This window comes from Halocynthiibacter namhaensis (assembly GCF_000812685.1).
In the GTDB taxonomy this organism is placed as follows: domain Bacteria; phylum Pseudomonadota; class Alphaproteobacteria; order Rhodobacterales; family Rhodobacteraceae; genus Halocynthiibacter; species Halocynthiibacter namhaensis.
Window position 1 is genome coordinate 260,085 of record NZ_JWIF01000056.1, and the last position, 12,058, is coordinate 272,142.

Annotated in this window: 13 protein-coding genes; 8 read left to right on the forward strand and 5 right to left on the reverse strand. The window is 52.6% G+C overall.

Going from position 1 to position 12,058, the window contains the following annotated elements; genetic code table 11:
- Nucleotides 1-59 precede the first annotated feature (59 nt).
- A complete protein-coding gene (locus tag RJ38_RS09255) occupies nucleotides 60-803 on the forward strand; it encodes a YebC/PmpR family DNA-binding transcriptional regulator (RefSeq protein WP_039018560.1) in 744 nt (247 codons plus the stop codon).
- 123 nt (nucleotides 804-926) lie between these two features.
- Here RJ38_RS09255 and RJ38_RS09260 read toward each other — a convergent pair whose 3' ends face one another.
- On the reverse strand, nucleotides 927-1,835 hold the full coding sequence (locus tag RJ38_RS09260; protein WP_039018561.1) for a LysR family transcriptional regulator ArgP: 909 nt from the start codon (nucleotides 1,833-1,835) through the stop codon (nucleotides 927-929).
- Between the two features lie 92 nt (nucleotides 1,836-1,927).
- Between RJ38_RS09260 and RJ38_RS09265 the strand changes: the two genes are divergently transcribed.
- Together RJ38_RS09265 and RJ38_RS09270 are read left to right on the forward strand one after the other, a co-directional pair.
- Entirely contained in the window at nucleotides 1,928-2,530 is a 603-nt protein-coding gene (locus RJ38_RS09265; protein ID WP_039018562.1) for a LysE/ArgO family amino acid transporter, read from the forward strand.
- Nucleotides 2,531-2,568: 38 nt separating this feature from the next.
- Nucleotides 2,569-3,462, forward strand: coding sequence for a DMT family transporter (locus RJ38_RS09270; protein ID WP_039018563.1), 894 nt, complete (start codon nucleotides 2,569-2,571; stop codon nucleotides 3,460-3,462).
- A gap of 14 nt (nucleotides 3,463-3,476) precedes the next feature.
- On the opposite strand, the gene RJ38_RS09275 is transcribed toward RJ38_RS09270, so the two are convergent.
- The 4 genes from RJ38_RS09275 to nthA form a co-directional block, all read right to left on the reverse strand.
- Nucleotides 3,477-4,694: an MFS transporter gene (locus RJ38_RS09275; RefSeq protein WP_052245306.1), complete on the reverse strand. Its 1,218-nt coding sequence runs from the start codon at nucleotides 4,692-4,694 to the stop codon at nucleotides 3,477-3,479.
- A gap of 464 nt (nucleotides 4,695-5,158) precedes the next feature.
- Complete coding sequence (locus RJ38_RS18145) at nucleotides 5,159-5,527, reverse strand: hypothetical protein (protein WP_052245307.1); 369 nt, start codon at nucleotides 5,525-5,527, stop codon at nucleotides 5,159-5,161.
- On the reverse strand, nucleotides 5,514-6,182 hold the full coding sequence (nthB, locus tag RJ38_RS09290) for a nitrile hydratase subunit beta (protein WP_039018565.1): 669 nt from the start codon (nucleotides 6,180-6,182) through the stop codon (nucleotides 5,514-5,516). Before nthB ends, RJ38_RS18145 begins: the two co-directional genes overlap by 14 nt.
- Nucleotides 6,183-6,185: 3 nt before the next feature.
- Entirely contained in the window at nucleotides 6,186-6,833 is a 648-nt protein-coding gene (gene nthA / locus RJ38_RS09295) for a nitrile hydratase subunit alpha (RefSeq protein WP_052245308.1), read from the reverse strand.
- A gap of 177 nt (nucleotides 6,834-7,010) precedes the next feature.
- Here nthA and RJ38_RS09300 point away from each other — a divergent pair, with 177 nt between their 5' ends.
- From RJ38_RS09300 to RJ38_RS19230, 5 genes are all read left to right on the forward strand, one after another.
- On the forward strand, nucleotides 7,011-7,760 hold the full coding sequence (locus RJ38_RS09300; protein ID WP_039018566.1) for a sulfite exporter TauE/SafE family protein: 750 nt from the start codon (nucleotides 7,011-7,013) through the stop codon (nucleotides 7,758-7,760).
- Nucleotides 7,761-7,771: 11 nt separating this feature from the next.
- A complete protein-coding gene (locus RJ38_RS09305) occupies nucleotides 7,772-8,170 on the forward strand; it encodes a VOC family protein (protein WP_039018567.1) in 399 nt (132 codons plus the stop codon).
- A 715-nt stretch (nucleotides 8,171-8,885) separates the two neighbouring features.
- Complete coding sequence (leuC, locus tag RJ38_RS09315; RefSeq protein ID WP_039018569.1) at nucleotides 8,886-10,292, forward strand: 3-isopropylmalate dehydratase large subunit; 1,407 nt, start codon at nucleotides 8,886-8,888, stop codon at nucleotides 10,290-10,292.
- A gap of 11 nt (nucleotides 10,293-10,303) precedes the next feature.
- Complete coding sequence (leuD, locus tag RJ38_RS09320) at nucleotides 10,304-10,909, forward strand: 3-isopropylmalate dehydratase small subunit (RefSeq protein ID WP_039018570.1); 606 nt, start codon at nucleotides 10,304-10,306, stop codon at nucleotides 10,907-10,909.
- A 301-nt stretch (nucleotides 10,910-11,210) separates the two neighbouring features.
- On the forward strand, nucleotides 11,211-12,050 hold the full coding sequence (locus RJ38_RS19230) for a hypothetical protein (RefSeq protein WP_039018571.1): 840 nt from the start codon (nucleotides 11,211-11,213) through the stop codon (nucleotides 12,048-12,050).
- Nucleotides 12,051-12,058: the final 8 nt, after the last annotated feature.

Genomic DNA, 12,058 nt, shown 5'->3' on the forward strand with positions numbered 1-12,058 from the left:
GGCTTTGCTGCCTATGTTTTATAGAAGACCAAAGCGAAATTCCGCCAAAGGGAGTTACCATGGCCGGCCACTCAAAATGGGCAAACATCCAGCACCGCAAAGGTCGCCAGGATAAACTGCGTTCTAAGTTGTTCTCTAAGTTCTCAAAAGAGATCACCGTTGCTGCGAAAATGGGCGATCCCGATCCTGAGAAGAATCCGCGTTTGCGCCTCGCGGTGAAGGAAGCCAAGTCGCAATCCATGCCGAAGGATAATATTGATCGCGCGATTAAAAAGGCGATTGGTGGCGATGGCGAAAGTTATGACGAGATCCGTTACGAAGGTTACGGCCCCAATGGCGTCGCGGTGATCGTTGAAACTATGACTGACAATAAGAACCGTACCGCATCGACCGTGCGTTCGACGTTTTCCAAAAACGGCGGCAATCTGGGTGAAACCGGTTCCGTTGGCTTCATGTTCGATCGCGTTGGAGAGGTCACTTATGGTGCCGCAGTTGGTGACGCTGACACGGTAATGATGGCCGCCCTAGAGGCCGGTGCAGAAGATTGCGAAAGCTCTGAGGAAGGTCACACCATTATCTGTGCCGATACAGATTTGAACGAAGTGTCTGCCGCATTGGAAAAAGAACTGGGTGAATCTGATTCAACCAAACTGATCTGGAAGCCGAACATGTCGACTGAGCTTGACTTGGAAGGCTTGGAAAAGCTGATGCGTCTGGTTGATGCGCTTGAGGATGATGATGATATTCAGCGGGTCACCACGAACTTTGAAGCCAGTGACGAGGTGCTTGCACAGCTTTCATGAGACCCGAAGTTATGAACGTAAAGGAGGGATGTGTTTCGCGGCGCGTCCCTTTTTTTGTGGACAACTGTTGGAAAACCGGAATTCTAGTTTTCTAGTTTTCTAGTTTTCTAGTTTTCTAGTTTTCTAGTTTTCTAGTTTTGGGTGCACTAAATTCTTGCGCGCCAATTGAGTGACGGCACGGGTCAACGGATGTAAAGGCTGTGCGACAACACGACTGACTTGCCAATAAAGTGGCGTGTCCAATTTTGGATGTTGTCCCATGGCAATCAATTTGCCGTCAGCTATTCTGTCTCGCACAAGATTTTCGGGGTTCATCCCCCAACCAAGCCCAGCTTCTGCAGCGGCTACAAATCCTTTCGTTGACGGTAGAATATGCGTTCGCAGCAGTGGAACCCTGCGTCCGATTTCACGGTGAACCCACTGCTTTTGCAGCGCGTCATTGCGATCAAAAACCAACGCGGGCGCCTGTTGTAGGCTTTGCTGGGTTACGCCGTCCGAAAACCAATTTTCCGCGAATTTCGGACTACAACTTGCCACATATCGCAGGCTGCCAAGGGGCCTGCAGTCACACCCAGCCACTGGATTTGGTTCGGTGGTAACGGCAGCTTGCACATCCCCCTCGCGCAGACGTTGTAATGTGTGATCTTGATCGACTGAAATGATGTCAAAAAGTAAGCTGGCCTCGCTCTGTGCTTGGGCCATGGCGGGGATGAACCACGTGTCCAAACTATCGGCATTCACGGCAACTCGAACTTGCGCACGGGTGTTTTGCAGCCCATCAGAATGGAAATGTGACGCGAGGTTTTGCTCAAGGAGGGATACGGTTTGGGCATGCTGATATAAGATCTGTCCGGCTTCGGTGGCGCGCGCAGGTTGACTGCGGACCAAAAGCGCTGTCCCAGCTGTTTCTTCTAGAGCGCGGATGCGTTGCGAGACGGCAGAAGGGGTTACATGTAAGACCGCAGCAGCTGCGTCAAAGCTGCCTTCGTTAATAATTGCAGTGAGTGCACGTAGGTGGATTTGATCGAACATTAGCGATGCTTAACTTAACTTAGAATTCTTAATTTGCCTCATGTTATCAATCAAGGTAATTCTGGTCAAACATAGACAATGGAATATGAGACATGGAAACAGTATTCGCCGGGTTCGCCTTGGGCCTCACACTTATTTTAGCGATTGGCGCGCAGAATGCCTTTGTTTTACGCCAAGGGTTGCGTCAGCAATATGTCTTTGTGATCTGCCTGACATGCGCCCTGTCTGACGCGATTTTAATTGCGGCAGGGGTCGCCGGATTTGGATGGGTGGTGGAAACTGCACCATGGATAAAACCCGTGTTCACTTGGGGCGGCGCGGTTTTCTTGATCTTCTACGGCTTTATGAACGCACGTGCTGCTTGGCGCGGTGGTGAAGCCTTGGAGGCGGCAGAAAATTCACGCAAAAGCTTGGCCAAAACGCTTGGGATTTGCTTGGCTTTGACGTGGCTGAACCCACATGTTTACCTTGATACGCTTGTCCTGCTGGGGTCAGTCTCCACGGATTACCCCGATAAGCTTGCCTTTGGTGCTGGGGCGGTGTTTGCGTCTTTCGCCTTTTTCTTTTCCCTTGGTTATGGCGCTCGGTTTTTGGCACCAATGTTTGCACGCCCCATTGCGTGGCGCATTCTTGACGGGTTGGTGGCATTCACAATGTGGGGCATTGCCGCGAAACTTTTGTTTGCAGGCGAATGAGGCTTGCCATTCTGATGATCTAGGTATCATCTGCCCCCATGGATCAAAACCTACCCAAAGCTGATCGCCCCCTTGTTGGGGTCTTCTGGATGATCGTGACCGGTCTGTGCTTTGTCGCTGTGACGGCGACGGTGAAACACATGGATGGATCGCTTCCTGCGGCACAATTTGCGTTCTTGCGCTATGTGTTGGGATTGATTTTTGTCATCCCGATGATCCGTCCCATGTTGAACGCCGACATGACGCGCAAGATGTTTCTGTTGTTTTCAATACGCGGGGCTTTGCAGACCGGGGGGGTAATCTTGTGGTTTTACGCGATGTCGCAAATCACAATCGCAGAAGTCACTGCGATGAATTATCTTTCGCCGGTTTACATCACCATTGGTGCAGCTTTGTTTCTGGGTGAGAAATTTGCTGCGCGCCGCCTGATTGCGGTGGTGGCCGCTTTGGTTGGCGCGTTGATCATTTTACGTCCAGGTGTGCGCGAATTATCGTCGGGGCATTTCGCCATGATTTTCACTGCGATCTTTTTCGCGGCAGGGTATTTGATCGCCAAACGCCTGTCAGGCCAGGTGTCTGCGGCCGTCGTAATTGGAATGCTGTCGATCACAGTGACTATTGGGTTGGCGCCCTTTGCTTGGGTTGCATGGCAACCTATGACATGGGAACAAGCTGCTTGGATGCTGGTCGTCGCGGCATTTGCCACGGGCGGGCATTATGCGATGACCTTGGCATTCCAAGCCGCCCCGGTTTCTGTAACGCAGCCGGTCACCTTTTTACAATTGGTTTGGGCTGTGTTGCTTGGGGCGTTTGTGTTCAACGAGGGCATCGACCAATGGGTTGTGCTTGGGGGTGTCATTATCATCGCGGCCATCAGCTATATTTCATGGCGCGAAGCCGCTGCGAAACGCAGAATGGCACGCGAGGCCTGATACCTAGGCTATGGTCACGCGTGATGTTGTTCTTCGATATCATGCGCGGGCCAAAGTTGGCGCGCTGCAATAACGCCTGCACCAGATAAAACAGCAACGATGATCAACGTCACGGGCAATCTCAGATAGGTCATCAAAGCACCGGTCAGCGGGTATAAAACCAACCAACAGGCATGCGATAAGGCGAATTGCGCTGCGAATACTGCAGGTCGATCAACAGGCTCAGCAGATCGTGCAAGCAGTCGACCGGATGGGGTCAAAATTGCGGAATAGCAAAAGCCCGTCAGGAACCAGCCAACCAATATGGCGCCAAATGCGTATTGGGTGCTTTGTAGGGCGATGGCCAAACCGATCAGGACGAGAACACTCATCCCGCCAGCAGAAAGCATCAGGATGCGATCCGTGTACCGGTTTAGCAATTTGGGTAAAGCCAGCGCTGCAACCATCGACCCACCACCGAAACCCGCGAGCAAGATGGCCACATCGCTGTCGCCCAATCCCAAATTAGACCGCACGATTACAACGGTATTCACGATCACCAAGGCGCTGATGGCTGCGGCAACCCAACTCAGGGCCAGCAAGCCGCGCAAACGAGGCGTTGCCAAATACAAGCGCATTCCCCGAGTTGTACGTTCATAGATGGGGCGTTTGGGGCCAGGAATAGGTTTGGGCAGAAGCACGGATGCAACCAGCAACGCCGAGGCGATAAAGCCAATGGAGGTTCCCCAAAACAGGCTGGAAAATGTGACAAACCCCAACAACAGCGCCGCCACCGCAGGGCTTAGCAGGCTTTCAAGGTCCATCGCGAGCCGTGATAAGGACAGCGCTTTGGTGTAGTCTTCCTCGTCTGTCAAAATGTCAGGAATGGTTGCTTGGAACGCAGGGGTGAACCCGGCGGATGCTGATTGCATAACAAAGATAAGAACATAAATTTGCCAAATTTCGCTGACGAAGGGAAGGCAAACCGCCACGGCTGCGCGCACGATATCAAGAAGAATCAATGTCTTCCGACGATCCACCCGTTCGACAAAAGCCGCCGCCACCGGTGCAAGCAATACATAGGCAACCATCTTGATCGTCAGGGCGAGGCCAAGCACAAGGCCTGCGCGATCACCCGCCAATTGGTAGGCCAGCAGACCCAGCGCCACTGTCGCAAGGCCGGTCCCCGATAGGGCAACAACCTGAGCTGCAAACAACCGTCGATATACTTTATGTGATAAAACCCCAAGCATCAGCCGCCCCTGTCTTGCTACATGGCCTTTGATGATCAAAGGCGTTTGCTTGTCTCAGGAATACGCCAATCATCACCGGAAACAAGCCTTTCATAGGGGAAGGGCGTGTTTACCCTCACCGGGTTGGGGGGATTATCCGCCAAAAAGATGGGATCCTTCGGGTGTCTCTATGCGCATAGAGGTCATTCCTTGGGTGTTGGGGGTTAGAATGACACGAGGCTTTTGGGTCGCCCGCTTCACGCTAAAAGGCCAAGTATGATCGCAGCCAGACAACTGCCCAGCCCATGCGTTACCGGGCGTGCGCCTTGGCCCGGTGCACAGTTGCTTGTCCGATGTTTCAACGGTCACCGTGTCTTGGTACAAGATCGCAGTTATCGGGATGATGGGGGCAGGTGGGTGTGCCGAGATGTCGGATACTGGATTGGCCATGCACCCGCCCAGCAAAAGTACCAGACACAGATGTCTCATGATTTGCCCGCTGTCAGTTCAACCGGTTGACCATGAGGGGTCGCAAGATAGGCACGCGCCCATGTGTCCCGTCTGTCGTTTAGATCGGGTTTGGGTACAATCGCGGTGATATCCAAAAGGCGTTCCAATGCGCGCAACGCGGCCGCGTAATATGTTTCTTCTGTGTCTGGGGCGTTGTTGATCTCATCAACGCGACGTTCCGCACCAAGGGTCTCGGCCCAGTCGGATGCTGAAATTTGCCCGGTTGTGACCAGCGTATCTGCCATGGCCAATACTTGTGCATGCCATGCCTCGCCGAATTTTGGCGCATTGGGGGCGAGATCATCTTCGGGGCCGAATTCGCGGGGGGGGTTACAGGCGCTCAAGGTAGCTCTCCCATAAATCTAGGGTCACAGTGTCACGCGGATCGGCATCTTCTCCCCAAAGTTCACGTGCGGTGAAAACCACAGTGTACAGATGTTCTGGTGCTTCAACGCCCTGCGCGGACTTATCAGGCAAAGGATGTGCGCCGCGATGGGCTAGGATCTCACCTATACGACCACGGGCATAGGCCGGCAGGCGGGTATGGGTGGGAACAGAATGGGCCAAAGTTTCGACTTTATCCCCGACAGCATAAGCCGGGGCAAAGTCGACCTGTTCCTCAAAGGTTTTGACGGATGTGCGATTTTTCTCAAGGATCTGGACCTTGTTCATCACCTCAGGCACGGGCGCATCCGGGGGGCGTACGTCGGTTTTTTCGTCGATATTTAGGGCATCTTCGACCGTGAAGGTGCCACAATCCACGCCAAGCGCGAGATCGGTCATGCACCATTTCTCAAAATACGGAATGGTCATATAGGCCTGTGGCGGAAGCTGTTCGACCACGTGTCGCCACCAGTCAATCGTCACTGTGGTGTTGCGCGAAGATTGCGCCATTGCCCACATGCGCCCTTCCCAATCATGGTGCCAAGGGGCCTCGGGTTCATTCACGTCAACCGGGCCGAACCCTTGCTTGCCGCCGAGATCATGTAACGTATCCATGGTTTAAGACCCCGCCTTCAACACGCGATCCGTGCCGATCATAGAGTTGCGGGTCACGATCGCTGCCAATTGTTCTTGGGTCCAACCTTCGGTCCCGGCGGGGCGTTGGGGCACAACAAGATAACGCAATTCGGCGGTGCTATCCCAGACGCGCACGGCGGTATCCTCGCCAAGTTCGACGCCGAATTCTTCCAATACTTTACGTGGTTCACGCACCACACGCGCACGATAAGCCGAGGCCTTGTACCAAGCGGGGGACAGGCCAAGCAGTGAAAACGGGTAACAGGAACACAGGGTGCAGACGACGACATTGTGTTGGCTGTCGGTGTTTTCCACGGCTTTCAAATCGCCGGTAGCTTTTCCCTCAAAACCGAATTCGGTGATCGCCTTGGCGGCGTCATCCATCAAGCGAGCCTTGAAATCAACATCAAGCCAAGCGCGTGCCACAACCTGTGCGCCGCGTTTGGGGCCGATGTCTTCGGAATAGGCGTCGACCCAGGCATCAAGTGTTTCGCTGGCCACGAGGCCGCGTTCTACCAACAGGCTTTCAAGCGCTTTGACGCGCAGGGCAGGTTCTGGGGGAAGGTGGGAATGCAAGTGGTCGTGGATTTTTGCGAGCTTGTCGCGATCAAAAGATGTGCCGGATGTCATGGGGGTCTCCTTTTGGGGGAAGGATGACCTGCGGCAATTGGGGCGTCAAGATCAACGGCCATCAATTTATGTTTGGTCATGCATTCAGCTTGTGATGATGGTGTGCTGGCGGATCAGAAAACTATGTGACAGGGTGCGTCTAGATGGCGTTGCACATTAACATTAAGGCGAAGATAGATGTCCGAAATTCTCTTGTTTATTCTTGCGGGCTTTGGCGCGGGGGTCATGAACGCGGTCGCAGGCGGCGGGACATTTTTGACATTTCCAGCGTTGGTGTTTGCAGGAATTCCACCGGTGAGCGCCAATGCAACAAGCGCGGTTGCGGTGTTTCCTGGGTATTTATCTGCTGCGCTGGGCTTTGGGCCTGAGATTAAGACTTTACCTCGACGTAACTTGATTTGGGCCGTGGTTGCGGGCCTTGCTGGTGGGCTAGTGGGCGGATTGTTGTTGCTGGTGTCATCCAATGATCTGTTCTCGATGATCGTGCCATTCCTGCTGTTCGTCGCAACTTTGGCTTTCGCGTTTCAAAAGCAGATTTCCGCGTTCCTTACGACATCAGGCTGGCAATTGACCCCTTGGGGATTGCCCGGGATTTTCACGGTCTCGCTGTATGGTGGTTATTTTAACGGCGGCTTGGGGATTGTCTTGCTCGCGTTATTCGCGCTTTGGGGGATGGGTAATCTGAACGCGATGAACGGGTTGAAAAACGCGTTAAGTTTCGTGATCTCTGCGATTTCAGTGGCGACTTTTGCAATTGCAGGCATCGTCAGCTGGCCTGCTGCGCTGATTATGGGGGCTTCGGCGATTGCAGGTGGGTTTGCGGGGGCACGCATTGCGAAAATATTGCCAGTTGCGCTGATGCGCGCAGTTATTATCTTGGTCGGGCTAACCATGAGCGCGGTTTTCTTTGCGTGCCTCTTTACCTGAAAGGTTTTCCCATGCGCGCCACACAATCCCTTGGCCTGATTGCGATTGTCGTCCCGTCATATGATGAAGGCATTGCGTTTTACGTGGACCAACTGGGGTTTGACCTGGTCCAGGATGAAGATCAGGGGGGCGGCAAGCGCTGGGTCGCTGTGCGCCCTCATGGTGGGGCGGGGTCAGATATTCTATTGGCCCAGACAAAGGGCGATGACCAACACGCTGCCATTGGCAATCAGACCGGCGGGCGCGTGGGGTTTTTCCTGAAAACCAGCGACTTCGAAGCGGATCACGCCCGGATGTTGGCAAATGGCGTGATCTTTGAAGAAGACCCCCGCCATGAAATCTACGGTTCCGTCGCTGTCTTCCGAGACCCATTCGGCAACCGTTGGGATTTGCTGGGGCCTGCGGTGTAATGATCAGGGCTTTCTCAGCTCACCTGTTTTCACAAGGTAACGGAGGGTATAGCCAATCGCGATGAGTGGAAGGCTCATGATTATCGCTATCATGAGGGCGGGACCAGCGGGCATTGCTTGAAAAATCGAAGAAAACAGGGGCAAAATGTCTATGATGAGATAAAGTGAGAGTATCCAAATGACAGCGCCTGACCTTGCCGCCATTGCCGCGACTGCACCGAGGAGCCACAGTGTGCTGCTCATGGAGGCCCAAAGAAGTCGAAAATCTGTGCCTGAAGTTTCGAAAAAACCGGGGCCCAGGTTATGATATTCATCGAATGTAAATTGATTGGCTTTTAATGCCGCAACCAGCAAAGCGAAAAGGCCTATACGGTAGATCCATCTGGGCAGTGGGCTGGATGTTGTTGATATATATCACTCATTAAATTGATCGCGGTAGACTAAGCAACTCACAGGATTAGGGCAAGGTGTACAGTCTTTCTCAATATTCTTTTGCAGATCTTATGTAGCTCCGCTTGAAGGAATCCCCGCGCGGGTGTATGGCAGTGATATGAAACGCATCTATGATATCGACGATCACGCCTTTTTGCCTTGGCGGTTTTATGGTCAGTCCCTGTCTATCAACGCAGACCTATGATGGTTGCGTGCGGCTTTCGCACGCGCATTTGCAGCCTTTCGCCACATCTGAAAACCTAAAATACGGGAGAGGACCAACATGTCCCCCAAAACGCTCTATGATAAAATCTGGGATGCCCATGTCGCACACGTTAGTGACGATGGCACCACCTTGCTGTATATTGACCGTCACCTCGTTCACGAAGTGACCTCAGCGCAAGCCTTTGAGGGTCTGCGCATCGCGGGTCGTAAAGTACACGCGCCGGACAAAACCATCGCTGTGCCAGATCACAACGTGCCGACCACGCAAGGCCGCGAAGATCCAGCCCAAATGACCGAAGAAAGCCGCATTCAGGTGGCTGCTTTGGATACAAACGCCAAAGAATTCGGTGTGCATTACTATCCTGTGTCTGACGTACGTCAGGGCATCGTGCATATTGTCGGTCCTGAACAGGGTTGGACTTTGCCTGGTATGACCGTTGTTTGTGGTGACAGCCACACAGCAACCCATGGTGCGTTTGGCGCGCTTGCCCATGGCATCGGCACATCCGAAGTTGAACATGTTCTGGCGACCCAGACTTTGATCCAGCAAAAGTCCAAGAACATGAAGGTCGAGATCACTGGCAAACTGATGCCAGGCGTGACCGCAAAAGACATCACCCTTGCTGTGATCGGTGAAACCGGCACCGGCGGTGGCACGGGATATGTGATTGAATACACGGGCGAAGCCATCCGCGATCTGTCCATGGAAGGGCGTATGACCGTTTGTAACATGGCGATTGAAGGCGGCGCACGCGCTGGGCTTATCGCACCTGATCAAACGACATATGACTATGTGAATGGCCGCCCACACGCCCCGAAAGGCGCACAATGGGAAGCGGCTTTGAACTGGTGGAAAACCCTGTTCACGGATGAGGGTGCACATTTCGACAAAGTCGTGACCCTGAAAGGCGAAGACATCGCGCCGGTTGTGACTTGGGGCACTTCACCAGAAGACGTTCTGCCAATCACTGGTTTCGTTCCAAGCCCCTCTGATTTCACAGGCGGCAAGGTTGATGCGGCTGCACGTTCCATCGAATATATGGGCCTGACGCCTGGTCAGAAATTGACCGACATTGAAATTGACACTGTGTTCATCGGGTCCTGTACCAACGGTCGTATCGAAGATTTCCGTGCGGTTGCAGAGGTCGTCAAAGGCAAGAAGATCAAAGACGGCATGCGCGCGATGATCGTGCCTGGTTCCGGCCTTGTGCGGCTTCAAGCGGAAGAAGAAGGTCTTGCGAAGATCTTTGAAGATGCTGGCTTTGAATGGCGCCTTGCGGGCTGTTCCATGTGTCTTGCTATGAACCCCGATCAACTGTCCGAAGGCGAGCGTTGTGCATCCACGTCCAACCGGAACTTTGAAGGTCGTCAGGGCTATAAAGGACGCACCCACCTCGTGTCCCCTGCCATGGCAGCCGCTGCTGCGCTGACCGGTCGTTTGACCGACATTCGTGATCTGATTTAAGGGCTAATATCATGGAAAAGTTTGAAAAACTCACCGGGATTGCGGCGCCTATGCCGCTTGTGAATATCGACACAGATATGATCATCCCAAAAATCTTTCTGAAATCAATCGCGCGTACAGGCTTTGGGAAAAACCTGTTTGATGAGATGCGTTTCAATCGTGATGGCACCGAGATCGAAGATTTCGTGTTGAACAAACCACAGTACCGTTCTGCGGAAATTCTGGTTGCGGGTGACAACTTTGGTTGTGGTTCCTCACGGGAACATGCGCCTTGGGCGATTGCGGATTTCGGCATCAAATGTGTGGTTTCCACCAGCTTTGCAGACATCTTCTTTAACAACTGCTTTAAGAACGGCATCTTGCCAATCGTTCTGCCCCAAGAACAAGTTGATCTGTTGATGAAGGACGCGGAAAAAGGGGCAAACGCCCGTATGACCGTTGATTTGGAAAGCCAAGAGATCACGACATCTGATGGTGAAGTCGTGGCGTTCAACGTTGATGCGTTTAAAAAACATTGCCTGTTGGAAGGTCTTGATGACATCGGGTTGACCATGGAAAAGAAAGCATCTGTCGATGCATTCGAGGCGCAAGCGTCCCAAGCACGTCCCTGGGTTTAAACCGGGAGAGATTGTTTGAATTTTGCACGGCCCAGTAAGATGATTCTACTGGGCAGTGTTTTTTATATCGAGCATTTAATAGGTTAAGTTGTATGAAATGCGTGTGCCGAAAAGCACAGTATGTGAATTTCCTGCAATGAAAACAGATGTTTCGAATTGTTTGTTCAACTGGATATTGATTGGTTGAGTAAAATGCGTCAGAAACAAGATGCGTATTTTGTACTTCTTTACATGGTTATTGTGAAATGCAGGTTGGTTGCTCTGATGGGGTATTGCTGGCCGGTTGATAAGGTACGGCAAATTGATTGCACAATTCTCAGGGGCTTTGACGCGTGCGGCGGCGGTAATGTTGTTGATTGCGACACCAACATTGATATTGCCTGCGCAAACCCAGGAGACGACACAGATCGTCACATTGATCGCGTTGTTTTCTGGCGTCATGATTTTGGTCGAATACGCGTCGACTTATCCAAGTCTGGTTGAGTTTCGCGATGCACCGCCGTTTAACCGAGTGCGTTTCATGTCCCTGCTTGTGACCGTGTTTTTGGGTGCGATCGTTGTGCGTGGGCAATTTGAGACAACGGCTTTGACCGAATTTGTCACGGCAATTGGCGGGTTGATCGGGCTCGCGATGGATTTTCCCTGGAGTCCTGTGCGCCTCGTGATTGAGGTCTTCCCAGAAGGCAGCGATGTAAAAAGCCTTGAACTTGTTCGGGCTCTTGCAGGTATATCATATCTTACATCTTTGATTTCATTGTCCATATTCGCAGTTCTTTTGCGTTTGTATGGTTGGCCAGCGCGGGATCGGACGTTCAATGTCTGGATCAATCTACCCACATTTGATCCCACCGCCGGGGGGGACGTCGTATCGCGTCTGATTCGGGATGCTCGTATTAACATTTTGTTAGGCTTTGCCCTGCCATTCTGTATTCCATTGGTGATGAACTCAGCGGCAATGTTATTCGACCCTTCCGCCGTGTCTTCGTCGCAGACCTTGATTTGGATGATAGCGACATGGGCGTTTTTGCCGGCCAGTCTGTTCATGCGCGGGATTGCCATGGGGCGGATTGCAGAAATGATCAGAGAGCAGCGGCGTTTGTCCTACGAACGTGCACTCGAAGATGGATATGTTCCGGCTTAATCGTAATT